The 21,673-nt window shown below is 62.5% G+C and carries 23 protein-coding genes, 1 tRNA gene and 1 pseudogene; 14 read left to right on the top strand and 11 right to left on the bottom strand.

What is annotated here, in order from left to right; genetic code table 11:
- Nucleotides 1-60 precede the first annotated feature (60 nt).
- The 3 genes from C495_RS06310 to C495_RS06300 all read left to right on the top strand — a co-directional run bounded on the left by C495_RS06310 (nucleotide 61) and on the right by C495_RS06300 (nucleotide 3,053).
- On the top strand, nucleotides 61-438 hold the full coding sequence (locus C495_RS06310) for a YccF domain-containing protein (protein WP_049890187.1): 378 nt from the start codon (nucleotides 61-63) through the stop codon (nucleotides 436-438).
- 46 nt (nucleotides 439-484) lie between these two features.
- Nucleotides 485-559: transfer RNA gene (locus C495_RS06305), tRNA-Arg, on the top strand.
- Nucleotides 560-1,265: 706 nt separating this feature from the next.
- On the top strand, nucleotides 1,266-3,053 hold the full coding sequence (locus C495_RS06300) for a BCCT family transporter (RefSeq protein ID WP_008161082.1): 1,788 nt from the start codon (nucleotides 1,266-1,268) through the stop codon (nucleotides 3,051-3,053).
- Nucleotides 3,054-3,129: 76 nt separating this feature from the next.
- On the opposite strand, the gene C495_RS06295 is transcribed toward C495_RS06300, so the two are convergent.
- The 3 genes from C495_RS06295 to C495_RS06290 form a co-directional block, all read right to left on the bottom strand.
- Entirely contained in the window at nucleotides 3,130-3,582 is a 453-nt protein-coding gene (locus tag C495_RS06295) for a universal stress protein (protein WP_008161079.1), read from the bottom strand.
- Nucleotides 3,583-3,938: 356 nt separating this feature from the next.
- Nucleotides 3,939-4,109 carry a hypothetical protein gene (locus C495_RS17840; protein ID WP_161569791.1) on the bottom strand — a complete coding sequence of 57 codons (171 nt, stop codon included), beginning with the start codon at nucleotides 4,107-4,109 and terminating at the stop codon, nucleotides 3,939-3,941.
- Between the two features lie 131 nt (nucleotides 4,110-4,240).
- Entirely contained in the window at nucleotides 4,241-4,387 is a 147-nt protein-coding gene (locus C495_RS06290; RefSeq protein WP_275039964.1) for a helix-turn-helix domain-containing protein, read from the bottom strand.
- 203 nt (nucleotides 4,388-4,590) lie between these two features.
- Here C495_RS06290 and C495_RS06285 point away from each other — a divergent pair, with 203 nt between their 5' ends.
- On the top strand, nucleotides 4,591-5,784 hold the full coding sequence (locus C495_RS06285) for a C45 family autoproteolytic acyltransferase/hydolase (RefSeq protein ID WP_008161076.1): 1,194 nt from the start codon (nucleotides 4,591-4,593) through the stop codon (nucleotides 5,782-5,784).
- Between the two features lie 40 nt (nucleotides 5,785-5,824).
- On the opposite strand, the gene C495_RS06280 is transcribed toward C495_RS06285, so the two are convergent.
- Nucleotides 5,825-6,895: a glutamate-cysteine ligase family protein gene (locus C495_RS06280; protein WP_049890180.1), complete on the bottom strand. Its 1,071-nt coding sequence runs from the start codon at nucleotides 6,893-6,895 to the stop codon at nucleotides 5,825-5,827.
- A 707-nt stretch (nucleotides 6,896-7,602) separates the two neighbouring features.
- On the opposite strand from C495_RS06280, the gene C495_RS06270 reads away from it, so the two are divergent.
- The 5 genes from C495_RS06270 (at nucleotide 7,603) to C495_RS06250 (ending at nucleotide 11,072) form a co-directional block, all read left to right on the top strand.
- Nucleotides 7,603-8,232, top strand: a complete 630-nt coding sequence (locus C495_RS06270) for an NAD(P)/FAD-dependent oxidoreductase (protein ID WP_008161071.1) — start codon at nucleotides 7,603-7,605, stop codon at nucleotides 8,230-8,232.
- A gap of 6 nt (nucleotides 8,233-8,238) precedes the next feature.
- A complete protein-coding gene (locus C495_RS06265) occupies nucleotides 8,239-8,862 on the top strand; it encodes a VOC family protein (protein ID WP_008161069.1) in 624 nt (207 codons plus the stop codon).
- A complete protein-coding gene (locus C495_RS06260) occupies nucleotides 8,859-9,515 on the top strand; it encodes an alpha/beta hydrolase (protein WP_008161067.1) in 657 nt (218 codons plus the stop codon). The genes C495_RS06265 and C495_RS06260 overlap by 4 nt, the downstream gene beginning before the upstream one ends.
- 174 nt (nucleotides 9,516-9,689) lie before the next feature.
- Nucleotides 9,690-10,187, top strand: a complete 498-nt coding sequence (locus C495_RS06255; RefSeq protein ID WP_008161065.1) for a hypothetical protein — start codon at nucleotides 9,690-9,692, stop codon at nucleotides 10,185-10,187.
- Nucleotides 10,188-10,298: 111 nt separating this feature from the next.
- Nucleotides 10,299-11,072: an SDR family oxidoreductase gene (locus C495_RS06250; protein WP_049890179.1), complete on the top strand. Its 774-nt coding sequence runs from the start codon at nucleotides 10,299-10,301 to the stop codon at nucleotides 11,070-11,072.
- Here C495_RS06250 and C495_RS06245 read toward each other — a convergent pair whose 3' ends face one another.
- From C495_RS06245 to C495_RS06230, 5 genes are all read right to left on the bottom strand, one after another.
- Nucleotides 11,073-11,492, bottom strand: a complete 420-nt coding sequence (locus C495_RS06245) for a universal stress protein (RefSeq protein WP_008161061.1) — start codon at nucleotides 11,490-11,492, stop codon at nucleotides 11,073-11,075. It abuts the gene before it with no gap.
- 94 nt (nucleotides 11,493-11,586) lie between these two features.
- A complete protein-coding gene (locus C495_RS06240; protein ID WP_008161059.1) occupies nucleotides 11,587-12,681 on the bottom strand; it encodes an aminopeptidase in 1,095 nt (364 codons plus the stop codon).
- Nucleotides 12,682-12,742: 61 nt separating this feature from the next.
- The gene (locus C495_RS06235; RefSeq protein ID WP_008161057.1) at nucleotides 12,743-12,973 is read right to left on the bottom strand and encodes a hypothetical protein; all 231 of its coding nucleotides are present in this window, start codon (nucleotides 12,971-12,973) and stop codon (nucleotides 12,743-12,745) included.
- 129 nt (nucleotides 12,974-13,102) lie between these two features.
- On the bottom strand, nucleotides 13,103-13,228 hold the full coding sequence (locus C495_RS18480; protein ID WP_006065214.1) for a DUF7859 family protein: 126 nt from the start codon (nucleotides 13,226-13,228) through the stop codon (nucleotides 13,103-13,105).
- 353 nt (nucleotides 13,229-13,581) lie between these two features.
- Nucleotides 13,582-14,127, bottom strand: a complete 546-nt coding sequence (locus tag C495_RS06230; RefSeq protein ID WP_008161055.1) for a metallophosphoesterase — start codon at nucleotides 14,125-14,127, stop codon at nucleotides 13,582-13,584.
- 129 nt (nucleotides 14,128-14,256) lie between these two features.
- On the opposite strand from C495_RS06230, the gene C495_RS06225 reads away from it, so the two are divergent.
- On the top strand, nucleotides 14,257-16,428 hold the full coding sequence (locus C495_RS06225) for an ATP-dependent DNA helicase (RefSeq protein ID WP_008161053.1): 2,172 nt from the start codon (nucleotides 14,257-14,259) through the stop codon (nucleotides 16,426-16,428).
- A gap of 25 nt (nucleotides 16,429-16,453) precedes the next feature.
- On the opposite strand, the gene C495_RS06220 is transcribed toward C495_RS06225, so the two are convergent.
- Together C495_RS06220 and C495_RS06215 are read right to left on the bottom strand one after the other, a co-directional pair.
- Entirely contained in the window at nucleotides 16,454-16,954 is a 501-nt protein-coding gene (locus C495_RS06220; RefSeq protein ID WP_008161050.1) for a 2'-5' RNA ligase family protein, read from the bottom strand.
- A gap of 58 nt (nucleotides 16,955-17,012) precedes the next feature.
- A complete protein-coding gene (locus C495_RS06215; RefSeq protein WP_006065210.1) occupies nucleotides 17,013-17,207 on the bottom strand; it encodes a DUF7554 family protein in 195 nt (64 codons plus the stop codon).
- Between the two features lie 84 nt (nucleotides 17,208-17,291).
- Here C495_RS06215 and C495_RS06210 point away from each other — a divergent pair, with 84 nt between their 5' ends.
- The 4 genes and pseudogenes from C495_RS06210 to lysW all read left to right on the top strand — a co-directional run bounded on the left by C495_RS06210 (nucleotide 17,292) and on the right by lysW (nucleotide 21,654).
- Nucleotides 17,292-18,380 (top strand): helix-turn-helix transcriptional regulator, encoded by a 1,089-nt coding sequence (locus C495_RS06210; protein WP_008161048.1) that lies wholly within the window; start codon nucleotides 17,292-17,294, stop codon nucleotides 18,378-18,380.
- Nucleotides 18,381-18,670: 290 nt separating this feature from the next.
- Complete coding sequence (locus C495_RS06205) at nucleotides 18,671-19,867, top strand: argininosuccinate synthase (RefSeq protein WP_008161045.1); 1,197 nt, start codon at nucleotides 18,671-18,673, stop codon at nucleotides 19,865-19,867.
- Nucleotides 19,868-19,869: 2 nt separating this feature from the next.
- Nucleotides 19,870-21,270, top strand: a pseudogene (gene argH / locus C495_RS06200) (argininosuccinate lyase).
- Nucleotides 21,271-21,489: 219 nt separating this feature from the next.
- Entirely contained in the window at nucleotides 21,490-21,654 is a 165-nt protein-coding gene (gene lysW, locus C495_RS06195) for a lysine biosynthesis protein LysW (protein ID WP_005554620.1), read from the top strand.
- Nucleotides 21,655-21,673 lie beyond the last annotated feature (19 nt).

The following is a 21,673-nucleotide window of genomic DNA, read 5'->3' as shown; positions in this document are numbered from 1 at the left end:
ACAGTCCCATGCGTGGAGTTAATCGCGGTGGTTATCTTCCGTTCTGTCGTACACGTCGCTGTGACTCAACGATCGCTACTCGTGCGTGCGCTCTGGTTTTTCGCTATCGGCTGGTGGGCGACGCCGATCGTGGTGAACCTTGCGTGGGCACTGAACGTCACCATCATCCTCGCTCCGCTTGGAATCAAGCTGATCAACCTCATCCCGACGGTATTGACGCTGGCCGAACCACGGTCGTTTACCGACCCCGAATTGGCTCGCGGCCAGCACTCGCTCGTGACTCGAGCGCTGTATTTCGTCTTCATCGGCTGGTGGCTGAGTTTCCTCTGGGCGAACCTCGCAGCCCTGCTCGCGGTGACGATCATCGGCCTCCCGGTCGCCATCTGGATGATCAACCGACTGCCGTTCATCACGTCGCTGTATCGTTTTCACGGGTGAGTGAATCCACACGGTTTATGCCAATCCGCGGTTGATTCGTACTCGAGGGCACGTAGCTCAGTCCGGAAAGAGCGTCGGACTTCTAATCCGACGGTCGTGGGTTCAAATCCCATCGTGCCCGTTATCTGCGAACAACGTGAGCAGTAACGGCACCGGGGAGTTGAATTAGGCCGAGGTTCTGCGCGAAGCGCAGGTTCTCGGGCGTGGTTCAAATCCCATCGTGCCCGCTACCGCAAATCACGGTCAGATATGCAAGACGGCTCGGGGTTCTGTCTGAATTTCACCCTCGAACCGTGGTGATATCGTTATCCTGCATCACGGCAGTCGACCCTGTCTGGCGATTCCAATTGATACGACGTGTTACTGCGCGCTTTGACATCCTCCCCGCCCTGTGGTGGTTGTTGTGCCCGTGTTGTTCTGGTACCTTCAGACGCATGTGGGCTATCCCAGTCCGAGTGAGAGCCCGATCGCGAGCGCCACTGTTACCGCTGTGGCGGCGACATCCGCGGGGACAAGACGGTGTGTCCCCGCTGGGGGTCGGTCCGCGGGATACGGGCTACCGGATAGCGATCGGGATCGGCTGATTCCTCTTCCAGTAACTGTTTTAATACGAATAGTCCGGCGGAAGAGTCTTTAATTATGGCCATTATGAACTAACTCGAAATTTTCGTTCTGGGGAAACAATAAAGCCACTCCGTGGGATCCATCCCGTGTGTTGTGTTGGACACACAGACGCAGGTCCGACGGCGTTGAACGGCTGGCCGTTCGTACACCACTGACCATGATCAGACAACGATTCACCGAACGGGTCAACGGAGGTGGTAGATATGGTAGATGACAGCAAGCCATGGGGCGATCGGTTGACTGATGGCTGGTTCAAGGCGGATACTGACGTGGAACCGGGCGATACGAACATACAGGTGGCTGGACTGGACGTCCAGCCCCACGTCTTTTTCATCTCGATCGGCGTCATCATCGCGTTTATTCTGGTGACGTTGTTCTACCCGGGTGAGCTGATGGCAAACGCCTTCGGCAAGACGTTCGCCTCTGCAGAGGGAGCCTTTGGCTGGATACAGGGCGGTATCGTCGAAAGCTTTAGCTGGCTGTACATTCTCGCAGTAAACCTGTTTATTATCGTGGTACTGTTCTTTGCGTTAAGCAGGTTCGGAAAGATCAGACTCGGCGGCGTCGGCGCGGAAAAGGAGTTCAGCGATCTCTCATGGGTCGCCATGCTGTTCAGTGCCGGCATGGGGATCGGACTCATGTTCTGGAGCGTCGGCGAACCGCTGTTTCACTTCGCCGATCCGTTGCTCGGGGCTGAAGGCGAGACAGCCGCTGGAGCCGAAGTCGGCATGGCTACTACCTACTTCCACTGGGGCTTTCACCCGTGGGCTATCTACGGACTGGTCGGGCTCGGCCTCGCCTTTTTTTCGTTCAACCGTGGGCTCCCGCTCACCTTCCGATCGGTGTTCTGGCCGATTCTGGGCGATCGGATCTACGGCTGGCCGGGCCACGTCATCGACATCCTGACCGTCTTCGCGACGTTGTTCGGGATCGCGACATCGCTCGGGCTCGGCGCGCTCCAAATCTCGGCTGGGCTCTCGTTTATGGGCAACGAGGTCGTCGGGACAGCAGTCCCCACGGGGACAGGGATGCAAGTCGGTATCATCGCGGTTATTACGGCGATCGCACTCGTGTCAGTTGGCGCCGGACTGGACAAAGGCATTCGCCGACTCAGTACTCTCAACGTCGGCCTGATGCTCGCAATCATGGTTGCGGTTCTGATCGCCGGGCCGACAGTGTTCGTCCTCGGACTGTTCCCCCAAGCACTGGGGACGTATCTGTCGAACTTTCCTCAGTTGGCACTGTGGTCTGATAGCTTCGGTAACGCTCCGTACGCGGGCTGGATGAACAACTGGACCATCTTCTACTGGGGCTGGTGGATCGCGTGGTCGCCGTTTGTCGGTCTGTTTATCGCCCGCATTTCCCGTGGTCGAACGGTTCGTGAGTTCATCGGCGGCGTCTTGATCATCCCAGCAATCTTCTCCTTTTTCTGGATGTCAGTCCTCGGAGGCACGGCACTGCATTTCGAACTGTTCACCGAGCAGGGCATTATGGGAACGGTCTTCGACGTCGGTGAGGAAGTCGCCATGTTCGAACTGTTTACCCTGCTACCGTTTACGATTCTCCTCTCCGCACTGGCGATTGTCCTGGTAACGACGTTCTTCGTGACGTCGTCTGACTCCGGCTCGCTGGTCCTTGGGCACCTGTCCTCAGGCGGGAAACACGACGCCCCCCGAAACCAGCGGATCGCCTGGGCACTCGCCGAGGGGATCGTTGCATCTGTGCTCCTGATCGGTGGCGGTCTCGGTGCGTTACAGACGGCGGCGATCACGGCCGGGCTCCCGTTCGCGCTCGTCCTCGTTTTCCTCTGTTATAGCCTCTATCTGGGCCTCTCGAAGGAGTATCGGACGCTCGAATCTGACGAGTTTGCCGAGTGGATCGAGAAGATTGAGGACGAACAAGGCGTCGTCGTAAAAAAATCCGGTTCTGGCGTGGTAACGAACATTCGAGATACCGGGAGTGGACGAGGTGGGACCGCCGAAGACGACTAGTGACGTCCCACGCCTGCACTGATGCGTCGAACCGGTTTTCGGGTGTCGGTTCGACGGAACGGATCGCTGTGTTCGATTACCGCACGCTCGGCTCGTTTTTACGGTGACGTATCGTCGTCACCGGCATGTTCGCCGTCCGAACGACTTTTTCGGTTGTGCTCCCGACGAGATAGTCGTCGATCCCGCTCCGTCCCTGTGCACCCATGACGATGCCGTCGATGTCTTTGTCGTCTGCGTAGCTGACGATTTCCTGTGCGACGCTACCGGTCCTGACTGCACCCTCGCCGTCGAGTCCGTTCTCGACGGCCTTGTCGACGACGCGCTCGACGAGCTCCTTGCCGTAGGTGCGGTACTCGTCCATCTCCGCGGGATCGTGTCCCGCAGCTGTGAAAACGTAGTGGGCTTTGGTCTCGATCACGTAGAGGGCGTGGACGGTCGCATCGAACGCGTTAGCGAGTCCGATGCCGTGGTCGACAGCCTTCCGCGCCGGCGTGCTCCCGTCAGTCGGAATGAGAATTGTCTCGTACATCCTCGGTCTCAGAACGAGTATTCGCCTGGCAACTGCAAGTAATTTATTATATTTTACAGTTATTTCCAGTTTTGCTGACGATCCGTGACTACGTTCGTATTTCTATGAAATACAGACTGAAGCTCACGAACAGAACACTCGTCCCCACGAGCATGTGTCGCTTCGTCGCAAACGCCCAGAGCGCCACGATCGCCAGCCCACAGGCGACGGCCAGCGCAATCACGCCAGTTCCCGGCTGTTGGGCCGGTGACGCTCGCGATGGTGGCTCATAACGTCGTTTGGGCTGCCATCAACGTGCCGAAAACAGTGTCTGAGGCGGACTGTTGTCCGTCGATACCGCCGGTCGTCCAAGGCAGTTATCGATCCGTTCGGTTGGATCGCCGATCGGCTCGAATCCCGCCCCGGCGGCGAAAGAGCGAGGCGAGGGTCTTCCCAATTCGACCGAGCTGTTTAGCTGTCGGGGCTGTCGCTGGTAGGTAGAAATTCGGGATATGTGGGTCGTCGGTCTTCGATCGGTCCGAGCTCATATCGTGTGGTTGACCGTTAATAACATAAGAATTCCGGCATGGGGACGTATGGCATAAGAACTGTCAGTACTATCATGGTATCTCATGACTAAGGACGTTTGCGATCGCTCACACAACCCAGTCCTGTCGAGTCACTCCCGGTCGTCGTCGAGAAGAACGTCCTCGATGAGTCGAGCGGAGCTACGTCTGAGTTGGCCGCCGACTGCTGTCGGTGAGAGATCGAGCAGCGATGCCAGTTCCACCATGGACGTCTCGCGTGGCTCGTCGTACAGTAACAACTGCAACTAGTTACACACTGATCGTGCAGCTATCGTACGATCAGATATGCATTGACTTGCAGTGGCTACTATAGCCTCTAGCACCGTCGGCCCACTGAGACTGTGGGTCTTGGAGACGACGGCGTAGTACCAGCCGCCAGTCACCGCCGGAGCCAGACGTTTTCAAGCCAACGATACAACCCCCTCGAGCCCCTCCTCAAAACATGAACGAGCCGGACGGCGACACCACTGCATACAGCGACGTGATCGCCGACTCGGAGACGTTCGCCGATCGGGCACGCCGACGCGCCGAACTCGAACGCGAGGCCGTCGAGTGGGCGATCGACGAACTCGAGTCGGAAATCACCGCCCAGAACGTCGTCCTCGGGCCGTTACTCGAGTACGCTCGCCGAAGCCGAGCCAGTCTACCGGAGCGGCATCGGCGGGCCTACGAGGCGATGGCTGAGGTGTTCGATGTCGACTCGGATGTCTACGAAGTGTACGTCTTCGCGTACGCGGAACTCTGCGAGGAACTGGCCGGTGAGGGGGGCCGGTCCGAGAAGCATCCGCAGGGATGTACGAACGCGCTCGTGATCCCATCGCGACTCGAGTCGAACGGTGGGGAAACACCCGATACCGGCCCACTCGTGCTCAAAAGCCGGGACATTTCGGGACGCGGTACCCGACCGAAGTCGATCGTTGAGCAGCCACCGATCGACGACTACTACGGCTTCCTGACGGTCGACACCTGCGGGACGATTTCGATCTACAAAGGTGTCAACGATCAGGGGCTGGTTGCGGCGAATACGTACATCGACTGCAACCGCGACGATGTTGCGCCGGAAACACAGCTCCGGAACGGCACCGTCATCCGCATGCTCCTAGAGGAGTGTGCGACTGTCGCGGAGGCACGGGCGTTCCTCGAGTCACACCCGACCCGGCAGCTGATGAGCCAGACGCTGTTTCTGGCCGATGGAACCGAAGGCGTCTTGCTCGAGATCGATCCGGCCGCCGAACGCATCGCCGTCGACGACGATCCTGTCGTCACGCGAACGAATCATTTCGTGCGTTCGGCGTCAACCGAGACAGCGAGTTCGACGACGCGGCGACAACGGGCACTCGAGTTGCTCGACAGTATGGACGGAATCAACCGTGACAAGCTGTGGACGATCGCACAGGATCACGAGAACGGCCCCGGCGACGACTCGATCTGTCGCCATCCGGAGCCTGAGACGGACGAACCCCACGCCTTTGGCCAGTTGACGACCGCGAGTGCTGCCGTGTTCGAAGGTGGCTCCCCAGTGATCGATATCGCGACGGGCAACCCCTGCGAACTGGAGCGCACGCGGTGTGCCTTTGGCGACGAGATCCCGACCGACCTTCGGACGGGACAGCGCTGGCTCGAGCGACGACAGTAACTGTTTCTCGGTGCGTGGTCTCAGTCACGGGACGGCGTCTTCAGGCTCGAACACGGCGCTGTTCGAGATCGGCCTCGAGCCGCCGCGCAGCCTCCAATCGCAACGCTTTCGCCTGCCGTTTCGACAGATGCGAGTCGGGCAGCCGCGTTGCCAGCGGGTCGTATGCCGACGGCGTGAACCCGAGATCCTCGAGGTAGCTCGTCACAGCCGGACTCTCGAGGCCGTCGTGGATCGCGGCGTCGGTCACCGATTCGACGGTGTCGAACGTGGGGAGGGTGACTGCGCCGGTGGCCGACTCAGCGCCGACGGTGGTGCCGCGGGCGTCGGCGTGGGTGACGATCGAGCGGACCGTTTCCGTGAGCCGGAGGATTTCAGTCGGGAGGGTGGCGTCGGGCGAGCGCCACTCGACGGTCGGCATCGCTTTTCGCAGCCGAACCGGGGTCCAGACCGCGTCGTACGGTTCGAACGCATCGTCGACGGTCTGCGGGTCGACGCCGTGCGTGATCGCGCGCTCGCGAAAGCCCTCGTAGGCGTCCTCGAGCCGTCGCTCCCATTCGGCGACGCTGTCGACGTAGGGCCAGAGTTGGCCCTGCTCGGGACAGTGCTCGTAACACGAGCGTCGATAGAGGAAGGGGCGGGCGCACTCGAGGATGCGTTCGCCGCGGTAGTGGGCGGAACTGGTGACGAGCGAGAACGCGGGGTCGAGTGCGGTCAGCGTGTTCAACTGGTCGACGACGTTCGATTGCTCGAAGTGGATGTGCGTGCCGGCACAGACGCGGGCGTCGTCGAACGATCGACCGACGATCCGGCGCTGGAGGTCGGTGCTCTCTTTCTCGCGGTAGGGGATCTCGGCGGGGCTCGCGTGGAGGGGGGTCGCCAGCGGGACGAGCCGTTTCCCCTGGTCGCGTGCGGCGTCGACGGCGGTTCCGATGCGATCGAGGAACTCCGCGCGGAGTTCGGCCATCGACGAGCACGGCGTCGTTTTGATCTCGAGCATCGGCTCGACGAACTCGGGATCGAACTGTGGCGAGATGTCGAGCAGTGGTCCGGGAGCGACTAGGTCACCATCGTCGTCGATGACCCAGTACTCCACTTCAAGGCTAGTGTTCATGTCTGATCTCCGTTGGACGGTAGGATGGCCCCTCGAGCGTGCCGTCGCGGAACCCAATCGTCGGTGACGGCGAGGGTGCCTGTGGTTCGGTGTGACTGGTCCTCAGTCGGGCGCTCGAGACGGTTTGAGCGCCCATACGGGCTGCTGGAGTCACTGACTGCTGATCACCGACGCCGCCGCCCGTGGTCGGGACGGAGCCCGTCGCAGCCGTCGGGTGGTGGCAGTCGGCAGATCGGGTGTGTCCGTGGATGTTCACATTCAACGGCGTCACGTGAACACGTTGAGCTTTCAAATGCAAGCCGTGTGCTATATCATAACACCCAACAGTAGCCGTCGAAACCGTCGATAGGCGTCGGGGATATAGAGTAGCCACTGACCGTCACTGCACACCTGCTCGCACGACGGGAGCGCGGTTTGGTGCGTGCGCGGTTCGGAGCGTGCGCGGGTCGAAGCGAACGACGTGAGCGAGACCCGCGGAAATGCGAACGGGGAGAAACGACCCGTGAGCGAGGACTCGAGCGAGAACCGCGGACAGTGTGATCAGTGTGTCAATCGGTTCAGTTGTTACTATAGCTCGTGTTCCCCACCCAGCGACGACGACAACCGGATTTGAACCGTCCGGTGACGGACCAGTAACATCCGTGTTACGTGGTTGCTTCAGCGTCTCTGCTGGGTTCATACGTCTGCAGTAACATTGTGTAACTACAATGAGCGACACTGACGCTTCGGCTGACTCCGATGACTCGACTCGAACGCCAACCGTGATCGTCGTCGGCGGCGGCCCGGCAGGATTGAGCGCAGCTCTGTTTACGGCGAAAAACGGCCTCGAGACGACCGTCTTCGATACCGACGCGACGTGGATGCACAAGGCCCATCTGTTCAACTATCTCGGCATCGGCTCGGTCGGTGGCAGCGAGTTCATGGCGACGGCGCGCCAGCAGGTCGATGATTTCGGCGTCGACCGCCACCAGGGCGAGCCCGTAACCGCAGTCAGCGAGTCCGAGAGCGGCTTCACCGTCGAGACCGACGACGGCGAGTACGCGGCCGACTACGTGGTTCTCGCGACCGGGGCCAACCGCGATCTGGCCGACGAGTTGGGCTGTGCGTTCACCGACGAGGAACTCGTCGATGTCGGCGTGAACATGGAGACGAGCATCGACGGCGTCTACGCGACGGGTGCGATGGTCCGACCCGAAGAGTGGCAGGCCGCGATCGCTGTCGGCGACGGTGCGGCCGCAGCACTCAACATCCTCTCGACCGTCAAGGGAGAGTACTACCACGACTTCGACGTCCCCGCAGACGCCGCGCGCGTCTTCGGCGACCTCGTCGCGGAGTAAGCAACCATGTCCGACGATACACCGAACCCGGTCACGCCAGCACTGCCCGATAGCCCCGTCCACATGACGGGAACCGACCATATCACCATCTGGGGGAGCAATGAGGCCGATACGATCGAGTTCTATCGGGACCTCCTCGGGATGCCCCTCGTCCTTCGCCAGCCCAACCTCGACGATCCGTCGCAGACACACCTGTTCTTCGACACGGGTGACGGCCGTATCCTCACGTTCTTCGTGAGCGACGACCGCCCATCGAACCAGCGGGGCCAACGCGGCGGCGTCGGCGCTGTCCACCACCTCTGTTTCAGCGTCGACCCCGACGAGTACGAGGAGACGATGCAAGCCCTCGAGGACGCGGGCCACCGCTACAACGTCTTCGACCGCGGCATCTTCCACTCGATCTACACGACGGACAACAACGGGCTAGTTATCGAGCTCTCGGCGGACAAATACGAGATCCCGAACGACCGCCGCGGCGAGATCTTGGCGAAAGCCCAGGAACTCCGCGAGGCCGACGGGGCCGAGTACGCCAAGGACGAACACCTCCGCGGCGCGATCGAAGCACTCGGCCTCGAGGTCGTCAAGCACGACCTGCCCGACGCGAGTGCGGGCGTCGGTGGTGTCGAATGAGCGCGGGTGACGACGTGGACGGCCCACACCAGGGCCAGCCGCTCGTCACCGCTGGCACGCCGCTCGAGGACGCTTCGGCTGCGATCGTGCTCACCCACGGGCGCGGAGCGACCGCACAGGGGATGCTCGACCTCGCAAACGAGATCCACCACGACGGCGTCGCCTTGCTCGCCCCGCAGGCGGCCGGCAAGACGTGGTATCCGAACTCGTTTCTGGCACCCGTCGAGGCCAACGAACCGGGGCGAACGTCGGGACTGCAGGCGATCGCGGACGCGATCGACGAGGTCAGCGACGCCGGCATCTCGACCGACCGCGTCATGCTGGTCGGGTTCTCGCAGGGAGCGTGTCTCGCCAGCGAGTTCCTCGCTCGAAATCCACGACGCTACGGCGGGCTCGCCGCCTTGAGCGGCGGTCTCATCGGCGAGGACCTCGACGACGAGTATCCCGGAAATCTCGAGGATACCCCCGTGTTCCTCGGCTGTAGCGACGTCGACCCGCACATTCCCGAAGAACGCGTCCACGAGACGGCCGACGCCTTCGAGTCGATGCACGCCGACGTCTCCAAACGGCTCTACGAGGGGATGGGCCACGGCGTCAACGAGGACGAACTCGAGTTCGTTTCGGGGATGGTCGCGGCCCTCCTCGAGGACTGAGACGGTTTCCTGTCGTCACTGCCCGCCGATCGCCAGCATGGGTCGGCGATCGGCGGGACACAGGGACAGCAATTCCTCTGAATTGTTCGGTTAGCTTGGACGACAGTCACTGTCGGCGATGCTCGTGCACTCGTCGGGCTGGCGCTTATGCGACTCGGTCGCATACGATTCCTAATGACTCCGAGCAGCGCGGACAGACGGACGTTCCTCTCAGGAGTGGCTGGAGCCCTTGTAGCCGCCTCCGTTGCCGGCTGTCTGAATCGCGACGACGACCCCGACGATCCCGAACCCGTCGTCGACGCAGCAGAGTCGCTCGAGGGCGACACGAACCCGGCGGCGTGGCGAGACGTCGACGAAATCGTCTTCGACGGCTACGTCGGCGGCTGGGTCGGCGCCGAACCGGCCGCGATCGACCGCGTCGAGAATCCGACACTCGTGCTCGTTGCGGGTCGAGAGTACGAGATTACGTGGGAGAATATGGACGGCGTCCACCACAATATCGCGTTCTGGGACGCCGATCACGATGTCGTCGCGGACTACTCGACCGACGGCAACGAAACTATCGGCGAGGTCGAAACGCTCGAGTTCGAAGCCACCCCGGCGATGGAGCACTACCTCTGTGAGTACCAGCAGGCGGGCCAGATCGGTGCCGTTCGCGTGATCGACACGTAACACGTCGGAGGAGACGCGCTCGAGACGCCGCGAAACCGGTACTGAGTCCGTTATCACGGCGTGTAAAGCGTGAATACCGTTATCTGTGTTTGTACCGTAAAATCATGTGCAATGTCTCCAATGCTCACGGACGATGTGGCGGTCGTAACGGGCGGCTCGAGCGGAAACGGACGGGCGATCGCCCGTCGGTTCGCCGCGGAAGGAGCCGATATCGTCGTCGCGGATATTCAGGAGTCGCCTCGAGAGGGCGGTGAGCCGACTCACGAACTGATCGAGGACGAGACGGACGCGAACGCGACGTTCGTCGAGTGTGACGTTACGAACGTCGACGACCTCGAGTCAGCCGTCGAGGCCGCCGAGGAATTCGGTGGCGTCACCGTGATGGTCAACAACGCGGGGATCTTCCACGGCGAGGAGTTCCTCGAGGTCGACGAGGACGACTTCGGCCGGATGATGGACATCAACGTCAAAGGCGTCTTCTTCGGCGCGCAAGCGGCGGCAAAGCGGATGGTCGAGGCCGACGGCGGCCGGATCATCAACCTCTCGTCGGTCGCCGGCCTCGAGGGTTCGGGCGAGTTCGTCACCTACTGTGGGACGAAAGGTGCCGTGCGGCTGCTCACGTACGCGATGGCCGCAAAGCTGGGACCCGACGGCGTTCGAGTGAACGCGATCCATCCGGGCCTGATCGAAACGACGATGACGACCGACGACTTCCCGATCATGGGCACCGACGCCGAAGAGGGCTTCTTGCAGGCGATCCCGTCGCGACGCGCGGGCCAGCCCGAAGATGTCGCTGACGCGGCGTTGTATCTCGCGAGCGACCTTTCCGATTACGTCACCGGCGAATCGCTCGTCGTCGACGGCGGGATGACGAACTCGCAGTAACTACCGGACGACGGTCACGGGGACGGGTGACCGGCGGACGATTGTTTCGGCGACACTGCCGAGCAACACGCGCGAGACGCCGTCTCGCCCGTGGCTGCCGATGATGACGTGTTCGACCTCGTCGTTCTCCTCCGCGAACGCGACGACCGCTCGAGCGGGCTGGCCGACGGCCGTCTCCGTGCGGAACTCGACGTCATCGGTGCTGATGATATTCGAGACTTCGTCGCCGAACCCTTCGGAGATCTTCTTTTCACGCTCTCGGAACATGTCTTTCAGGAGTTCGATTCCCGCTCCCGTCGAGCCCTCCGCCGCTTCGACGACGCGAAGCAGGATGATCTCCTCGTCGGGGAACGTCTCAAAGGCGTGTTCCACTGCCTTGCGTGCGGGCGCTGACCCATCGTACGCTACGAGGACTGCCATACGACAGCTACTGAGTCCGGATGTATAAAGCCAGACGATGCCGACCAGTCGAACGGTTTTGGCCGTCGAGAGACGGCTCGAGGGCGTTGTGAACTTACTGTTCGAAACCGTCCTCGAAGACGAACGTCCCGTCGCGCTGGACGACCTCGCCGTCGATTTCGATCAGCGAGTTCTCGCTCATATCGACGATCATGTCGACGTGGACGGCGCTGTCGTTTTGCTCGTTGTCCTCGCCGACGGTGTCGTCGTAGGCGCGGCCGATGGCCATGTGGACGGTGTCGCCCATCTTCTCGTCGAACAGCATGTTGTACGTGAACCGGTCGATATCGCGGTTCATCCCGATGCCGAGTTCGCCGAGTCGGCGCGCGCCGTCGTCCGTATTGAGAACCTCCGTCAGCAGGTCTTCGTTTTTCGCCGCGGAGTGGGAAACGACCTCGCCGCCCTCGAACTCGAGGTAAACGTCCGTAATCTCTCGACCCTGATGATAGAGCGGCATATCGAACAGCACCTCACCCTCGACGCTGTCGGGGACGGGCGCGGTGAACACTTCGCCGCCGGGGAGGTTGTGCTCGCCGTAGTCGTTGCGCGTCGGATTGCCGTCGATCGACATCGTCACGTCGGTCGTCTCGCCGCTTTTGATCCGGATCTCGTCAGCGGGGTCCATGAGCTCGACCATGTTCGCCTGATGGGCACGCTGTTCGTCCCAGTCTTTGTTGACGGCGTCCCAGACGAACTCCTCGTAGCCTTCCGTCGACATCTCGGCGAGCTGGGCGTTTGCCGGCGCGGGGAACTGCGTGAGACACCAGCGCGTCGAGAGCCGTTCCTCGAGAATGGGCTGGTGGGCCTGCTGGTAGGCCGCGCTGGTTTCGGGGTCGACGTCGCTGGTCTGAGTGACGTTGTCGCCCGCCCGAATAGCGATGTAGACGTCCGTCTCCTCGATGAGTGCGAGTTCGTGGGCGGGGGTCTCGTACTCGTCGTCACCCGCGCGAAGATACGCCCGGCGCTGGCGTGCGCCCGTCCGCTGGCTCGTCGTCAACGGATTCGCGCCGATCTCGCCGATTACCTCGTGGAGGGCAACGACGAGGTCTTCAGCGACTGGATGGGCGTCGATGATGACGTTGTCCCCTTCCTGGAGGTCGACCGAGTGATTCGCGATGATCTCGGCGTGTTCGCGGATACGTGGGTCCATGTCTCACACGTATCCCGAGCGCCGGGATACCGTTTTCGAATCGGACACTCTGGGGGATCGATCACTCTCGGTTCGCCAGAAACACGCCGAGATAGATCGAAACGATCGCACAGCCGATACCGAGGCCAAACGCAAGCGTAAACGGCGACTCGAGTGCGACATCGCCGCCGTCGTCGAGCAACCAGCCGCTGAAGCCGACGACGAGCAGCGAGACGGCTGCGAGACGAAGCGCCGAGATGAGCCGTCCGCCCCAGCGGCGCGCACTCGAACTCGGCTGGTTGTCCTGACTCATTGTCGTCTCCAACGGACACCGTGTCGGTGGCACTCGCGCTCGTTCATGGAGTCGTCCTCGAACACCACGACTGTAAGTGATTCCCTGTCGGCGATGGCTGTTCGGCCGCCGACTGTGGCAACGAGACCGTTATCGCATTCCGTCACGGAACTCGAGGATCGTCCGGCGGATCAGCAGATACGAGAAAAAGACCAGCGACAGGAGGATCACCACGACGGCGATGATGACGGGATCGTCGGGGAGGAAGCCGAGCATACAAGACCCGTACTGTGTCGGCGCGCAAAACCGTTTCGACCGCACGAAGGTGACAGTGATACGGACTGTTGTCGTCACTGACCGCCGATCACCGACCCCGCCGCCCGCGATCGGCGGGACATCGGTACAGCAGACCGTATGAGTCGACAATCCCGCTCGAGTCGGCTGCTCGAGCGGTGGACAGTACACCGACCAATGACTGAAATCGATGTTTTACCTTCCGCTGTGTATATCCATCCAGCGAGTATACCGTCGTATACGTCTCGATCGCCACCCTCCACCGCCGTGGTCGAGACGGATCGCCTGCTGGATCACCCCCTCCACCACCCGCTGACGCTCCGTTTTTCGGCACCTCACTCAGCCGTGGTCGTTCCCGTGACCTCGAACGACTCCACGAGTGTGCCGTCCGGGTGTCGAATCTCGCCGGCGAGTCGTGTCTTTCCGTCCGCCTGCTCGTCGGATCGCTCCTCGAGGACGGCAAACCCCGGCTGGTTCCCGCGCGGATCGGCGTGGCTGCCGGGGTTTACGAGGAGACAGTCCTCGGTCTCGACGACCGTCGGTCGGTGGCTATGCCCCGAGACGACGACATCAGCAGCGTTCGACCGGCCGAACATGACCAGTCCCATCTCGCCGCCATCTCGGCGGTGGGTGACGGCGAATCGAACGCCGCCGGCTTCGACGACGCGAGCCGTCGGGAGTCGATCCTGGACGGCTGCGCTGTCGGCGTTCCCGTGGACAGCATAGAGCAGTTCGCACTCGTCTTGAAACGCCTCGAGTGCGGCTACACTCGTGAAATCGCCCGCATGGATCACGGCGTCGGCTTCGCGGGCCGCAGTCAGCGCCTCGCCCTCGAGTTCGTGTCCACGGCTGCTGTGTGTATCGGAGAAGATTGCGATCATACGTCCCGCTACAGGTCCGGGGGTGACGATCCTTTCGCCATCGAGGGAGACCGTTCCCGCGGGCGACGGGGCCGTCTGGAGGGCTGCTGAGACGAACCCTTTTATCGAATGAAGGACCAATCACCTACCGTGTCCGAGACAGCCGGGTACATGCGCTTTTTCCCGTACGACCAGCCGTACGAGAATCAGCGCGAGGCGATGGATCGCATCCACAACGCGCTGACCCGTGGACAGAACGTCCTCTTCGAGGGAGCCTGCGGAACCGGCAAGACGCTCTCGTCGCTGGTCCCCGCACTGGAGGTCGCCCGCGAGCAGGACAAGACGGTCGTCATCACGACCAACGTCCACCAGCAGATGCGCCAGTTCGTCGCCGAGGCCCGCGCGATCACCCGCGAAGAACGGATTCGGGCGGTCGTCTTCAAAGGCAAGTCGTCGATGTGTCACATCGACGTCGGCTACGAGGAGTGTCAGGCCCTGCGGGACAACACCCGCGCGGTCGTCGACACCGAAGACGACAAACGCCAACTCGAGCGCCGCCAGCGCGAACTCCTCGCCGAGAGCCAGGATGGCGATGGCGGCGCAGCAGACGCCCGCAGCGCCGTCATGGACGAACTCGAGAACCTCGACGAACGACTCGAGGAACTCGAGGAACAGAACGTCTGTGACTACTATCGGAACAACCTGACCGAAGAGACGGACGACTTCTTCGGCTGGCTGTTCGAGGACGTCCGCACGCCGGAGGAAATTTACGAGTACGCCGACAGCCAGCAGCTGTGTGGCTACGAACTCTTAAAGGAGGGCCTCGAGGGCGTCGACCTCGTCGTCTGTAACTACCATCACCTGCTCGATTCGACCATTCGACAGCAGTTTTTCCGCTGGCTTGGTCGCGACCCCGAGGATGTCATCGTCGTCTTCGACGAGGCCCACAACGTCGAAGACGCCGCTCGCGAACACGCCACCCGAACCTGCTCCGAGCGGACGTTCGACTCGGCGCTGGACGAACTCGCGGATACCGACGATCCACGCGCCGAGGACGCCGGCAACGCCCTCTCGGCGTTTCACCGCGCGCTCGTCGAGACCTACGAGGGTACCTTCGGCTTCGGTGATCGTGAAGCGATCGGCGAGAACTGGACTGATATCTCGATCGCCAACGAGAACCGGCGCGACGATCTGACTCTCGAGTTCCTCCAACGGTACTCCGGTCGAGGGATCGACGACGACCTCGAGGCCGCGATGGAACTCGGGCAAGAACTCGACGAGCAGTACGAGGAGGCCTACCGCGAGGGCGAGACGGCGACGCGAACGGAGTGTCAGACCCTCCAAGCCGCGGCGTTCGTCAGCGCGTGGCTCGACGAGGGGACGGCCGAGGGGCTGTACCCGGTCGTCGCGGTCACCCGCGACGCCGGCACCGACGAAGTCTACGGTCGCGCGGAACTGTACTCCTGCCTCCCGCGGCAGGTGACCGGGCGACTGTTCGAGGAGGTCTCGAGCACCGTCCTGATGAGTGCGACCCTCCAGCCGTTCGACGTCACCGAGAGCGTGCTGGGCCTCGAGGAGCCGATCACGATGGCCTACGGGTTGCAGTTCCCCGAAGACAGACGCCGAACGTACGCCGTCGAGACACCGCCGCTGTTCGCCTCGGATCGGGACGACCCCGACGTACAGGAGACGGTGACGGAGACGATCCACGACGCCGTGCGGATAACGCCCGGTAACACGCTCGCCTTTTTCCCCAACTACGGCGAGGCAGAGCGCTACGCCGACCGCCTCGAGCGCCGGTCGGAGAAGACGGTGTATCTGGACGAACCGGGGACACCGGTCGAAGAACTCCGCCAGCGGTTCGTCGCGGACGACGGCGCGGTGTTGTGTACCTCGCTGTGGGGCACGCTTGCGGAGGGCGTGAGCTTCGACGGCGACGACGCGACGACGGTGCTGGGGGTCGGCGTGCCGTACCCACATCTCGATGACCGAGCCGAGGCGGTTCAGGAAGCGTACGACGCGGCGTTCGAGGGGACCGAAACTGGCTGGCGCTACGCCGTCGAGATTCCGACGGTCCGCAAAACGAGACAGGCCCTCGGCCGAGTGATTCGCTCGCCGGAGGACGTTGGCGTGCGCGCGCTGCTCGATCGGCGCTACTCGCGGTCGGCCAAACCCGATCTCGGGAGATACAGCGTCAACAGCACGTTCCCACACGAGGAACGCGAGGAACTCCTCGATATCGACCCTGAGAAGCTAAAATTCGCAATGTTGAATTTCTACGGCGACCACGACGCCTACGACGGCGACCCACCGGCACCGTAGCGCTCGAGTCGACACGGCTGAGCGCTCAGGCCGGCAACGAAACCCGGCTCACCGGGAGTTTGTACGTTCCATCCCAGAACTCGAGGCCGCTGACCGTCCATTCGATCGGCTCGATTTCGCGGTCGGCCAGTCGTTTCGCAGTCTCGATGTCGCCGCCGCGAGCCAGCGTGACGTGGGGGACGTAGTCGTCGCCCTCGAGTCCCTCGACGGTGTCGAACGCCGCAGTGAGGTCGTCGTGGATCGACTCGAGGCCGGGACTCTCGACGGCGAGATAGACGACAGGTGCCGAGCCGAGTGGCGGGTCCTCGAAGTAGTCGATCGCCGTGATCCGGGCCTCGACCGCGGGCGCGCCCTCGAGCGCGCGATGGGCGCGGTGTTGTAACTGGGCGACGTGGTCGGCCTCGCCGAGGCGTTTGAGCAGACACGAGTGCTCCTCGCGGACGTGCTCGAAGCCGACGAGTTCCGGATACAGTTCGTTCGCGAGCGTGCGGACGCGACCGGGAACGGGGACGTTGACGCTGTACACGTACTGTTCCGTAGACGTGGTTCGCGTATGAGTGTGGTGATCCGTCGACTGGCGAGCCTTAGATCCGGTCGACCAGCCAGAGGACGATCAGGACGGCGATCGCGAGCTGGACCAACAGAAAGAACGGGCCGAGCAGACTGGCGAGTCCGCTGACCAGCGTCTGGAGGATCTGTAAGACCAGCAAGACGGCGACCAGTCCGAGGACGATCTTCAGAAGTGTTTCGACCTCGAGTTCGCCACGCGTATCGAGCATACATTCGTTTCGGTGTGACTGTCTGAAAAATACATCGTTACGACGTCGGAAAGCCTATTTGTGCGGATACGGCATTCCAGTACGATGGATGTGAAGGGGCTCTGGGCCCTGATCTGGGTGCTCGTGGGAATCGGCTGTGTCCTTGCGCTGGTGACGGCCCTTCCTGCTGGCGTTGCTGCGGATAGCGGGGCGCAGGGCGCAGTGATGCAACAATCATCCGAGGAGAGCGACCGACTCGCCGACGCGGACGAGATCCATATCGATATTTTCGTCTCCGAGAACGGGACGGCGACGTTCGCCGTCGACTATCGCTTCGAAAATAACTCCGACGGCACGTGGGAAGAACTTCGCGACGACGTCGAGGCCAACCCGGAGGCGTACGCCGACAGTCAGGAGGTCCGCTGGAACGAGGTCCTCGAGGAAGGCGTGAACGCGACGGAGAGAGAGGAGATGGAGCTCTCGAACGTCTCCGTTCGCACGGATACGAGCGCTGCACCGCGAGATCTCGGCCGCGTCGAGGTCCGATTCGAGTGGTCGACGTTCGCCTACGTCGAACTGAACCGGATCGAGGCGGGCGATGCGCTCGCGGGCTACACCCTCTCGCGAAACACCTCGGTGCAGATGGTTGCCCCCGACGGCTACACCATCGAGGAGGTGTCACCGTCGCCCGAAGATGCGTCCGCGGATGCCGTCTACTGGAACAGCGATAGCACCGAGTTTTCACCCGACCCGCCGCTGGTCGTCATGATCGAAGAGAGCAACGGAGAGGAACAACCCGCAGAAACGGGCGCGAGTCCGTCGATGCCGTGGCTCGCCGTGATCGCCGCGCTTGCTCTTCTGGCGATCCTCGGTGCTGTTGGTTGGTGGCTCGAGCGACAGCGAGCCGACGTGACGGGAGCCGCGTCCGAGACGCCACCGCTCGCCAACGGTTCGGCGACGAAGGCGAACGGACCGCCGGCCGACCTGCTCAGCAACGAAGAACGCGTCCTCCAGTTGCTCGAGCAACACGGGGGGCGGCTTAAACAACAGGCAGTCGTCTCCGAACTCGACTGGACCGAGGCCAAGACGAGTCAGGTCGTCAGCGGTCTGCGCGAAGACGACAAAATCGAGGTCTTCCGAATCGGACGCGAAAACGTGTTAGCGCTGCCAGCGGATGACGACACGGAGGCGTGATCGGCATCCGAGCGTGGCGTTCGGTATGTAGCAGGATTTAATACCGAGGACTCTCATTAGGCCACTAATGAACTCTCCTGTCGGAACCACGCTCGGCGTGTTTGGTACCGACGGGACTCCGCGGCGACGGCGGCGGGCCTCTGAGCCCACCCTATACCACACCCCACGTCCCCGGATCGTTTCACTGTCGCGCAAACGCTGAAATCACAGCCAGCAGCCGCTCTGTCTATAATTTACGCAATCGAAATCAACGTCCTTAAGTCCTTCCTGCTGTTTCACTCGAGTACCATATGACACGCGTCGCACTTGCGTTCTCGGGTGGGCTTGACACGACTGTCTGTGTCCCGCTGCTCGAGGAAGAGTACGGATACGACGACGTTATCGGCGTCACGGTCGACGTCGGCCAGCCGGCTTCCGAATTCGACGAAGCCGAAGAGACCGCCGAGGCACTCGGCCTCGAACACTACGTCGTCGACGCGAAAGAAGAGTTTGCTGACCTCTGCCTTGAGGGCGTTCGCGCGAACGCGACCTATCAGGGCTATCCACTTGGGACGGCACTCGCCCGCCCAGTGATCGCCGAGGCAATCCTCGAGGTCGCAGAAGAACAGGGCTGTACCGGCATTGCCCACGGCTGTACGGGCAAAGGGAACGACCAGCTGCGTTTCGAGGCTGTCTGGCGTGACTCCGACCTCGAGGTCATCGCCCCTGTGCGCGAACTCGGACTCACGCGCGAGTGGGAACAGGAGTACGCCGCCGAGAAAGACCTCCCCGTCGAGGGTGGCAGTGGCGGCGACTGGTCGATCGACACCAACCTCTGGAGTCGCTCCGTCGAGGGCGACGACCTCGAGGACCCAAGCTACGTCCCACCGGAGGACATCTACGCTTGGACGCAGGCCCCAACCGGCGAGACCCAGGAGATCGACATCGAGTTCGAGCAGGGTCGTCCCGTCGCCGTCGACGGCGTCGAGTACGAGCCCGTCGACCTCATCGAGCACTTGAACGAGGTCGCTGGCGCCTACGGCGTCGGTCGTACCGACTCGATGGAAGACCGCATGCTCGGGCTGAAGGTTCGTGAGAACTACGAGCACCCCGCGGCGACGACGCTGCTCAACGCCCACGAGGCGCTCGAGGGACTCGTCCTCACGCAGGAAGAACGCGAATTCAAGCAGCTGATCGACCAGAAGTGGTCCAAGAAGGGCTACGAGGGCCTGATCGACGCACCGCTGGTCGGCGCACTCGAGGGCTTCATCGACGAAACCCAACAGCGTGTTACCGGCACCGTCACGATTCGTTTCGAGGGTGGCCAGGCTCGCGCCGTGGCCCGCGACAGCAAATTTGCGGCCTACTCGGCTGAACACGCCTCCTTCGACACCGAAACGGTCGGGAAGATCACGCAGGAAGACGCCACCGGCGTCGCGAAGTACCACGGCTTCCAGCGCCGTCTCGCGAACGAAGCGATCGCGGCGAACACGGACGAGGACGAATAACCATGACCGAGGAGAGCGCTCACGACGGGCCGACCGAATCCACACTGGAAACCGACGGCAGCGACACCGCGAGTGACGAAGGTGTCGTCCGACGGGACCGATTCAGCGGCGGCCCCGCCCGGAGCTTCCTCTCCTCGCTCGCAGCGGACGAACGGATCTTCGAGGCCGATATCGAGATCGACCGCGCACACGTCATCATGCTCGCCGAGCAGGACATAATCGGCGACGACGTCGCGGGTCAGATCCTCATGGCACTTGATGCAATCGAAGTCGACGGCCACGCCTCCCTGCCCGACGGCGAAGACGTCCACGAGGCCATCGAGACGGCCGTCATCGAGGGGATCGGCCCCGACGGCGGGAAGATGCACACCGCGCGCTCGAGAAACGACGAGGTCGCGGCGTGTATCCGCTATCGACTGCGCGAGGACGTGCTCGAGGCCATCGAGACGACGCTCGCGCTGCGCGAGTCGCTCGTCGAGGTCGCCGCCGAGCACACGGAGACGATCATGCCCGGCTACACGCACCTCCAACCCGCCCAGCCGACGACGGTGGCACACTGGGCGCTGGCCTACGAAGGCGCGGTTCGTCGCGATACGGAACGCCTGTTCGATGCCTACCAGCGGATCAACCAGTCGCCGCTGGGCGGCGCGGCCTTCGCGGGCACGACGTTCGATATCGACCGCGAGCGCACGGCCGACCTGCTCGGATTCGAGTCAGTCGTCGAGAACTCGATGGATGCCTCTTCGAGCCGGGATTTCTTGCTCGAGACGACCCAGGTGCTGTCGACACACGCGACGACGCTGTCCGGGCTGGCCGAAGATATCATCATCTTCGCCAACCGCGGCTTCGTCGACCTTGCCGACGACTACTCCTCGACGTCGTCGATCATGCCCCAGAAGAAGAACCCGGACACACTGGAGCTCGTTCGTGCGGTCGCGGGCGACGCGGCCGGCAGCGTACAGGGGTTGACGACAACGCTCAAAGGGCTTCCGCGTGCGTACAATCGCGATCTCCAGCGTGCGACGACCCACGCGTGGGAGACCGTCGACGCGGTGACGGAAGCCAGCGAGGTCGCGGCCGGGGCCGTGGCGACGGCCGACTGGAACGCAGAGACGCTTGCGGCAGAAGCCGGCGCGGGCTTTTCGACTGCGACCGGCGTCGCCGACCTGCTCGCGGCGAACGGGTTGCCGTTCCGGACGGCACACGAACTCGTTGCGATTGCAGCGGAGAGTGGAGCAGACTACGACGCGATCGCGGCTGCCGCCGAGGAGGTGCTCGGCGAGCCACTCGAGTCGGNATGTGTATAAGAGACAGAGGCCGACGAGGAAACGCTCGACGTGACCGAGAACGCACTCGAGGCAGCCCGCCAGGCGCTTCGTTCGGAGGTAAACGACTATGTCTGAGTCACCGCTCCCCGCAGTGGCGAGCCCAGCAGTTGCTCGAGTGCGGCCCACGATTTCGCGGCGGTCCCCGCCAGGGGACAAACTACCAACTCCATGACATTGGAACCGTAACCGGCCGGAAAACAGTACATTCACTCCATTAGTCGATACTGCGCTTCGTGTATTTCTCTTGATAAGTTCGAAGGGTTTAAGGGTTATTGGCTCCCAGTTGCAGGTACAATGACCGAATGCGTCGAGTGTGGGGCGGAAGTGTCCCTGCACGATGATCTGGAAGTGGGAGAGATCGTTGACTGTACGACCTGTGGCGCAGAGCTTGAAGTCGTCGACACCGAGCCGCCAGTCCTCGAGCGAGCCCCCGAGCTCGAAGAGGACTGGGGTGAGTGACCTTGCACACGGTCGCGAC

This window comes from Natronorubrum sulfidifaciens JCM 14089 (assembly GCF_000337735.1).
Classification (GTDB): domain Archaea; phylum Halobacteriota; class Halobacteria; order Halobacteriales; family Natrialbaceae; genus Natronorubrum; species Natronorubrum sulfidifaciens.
This window is presented reverse-complemented; position numbering and strand designations above follow the sequence as displayed.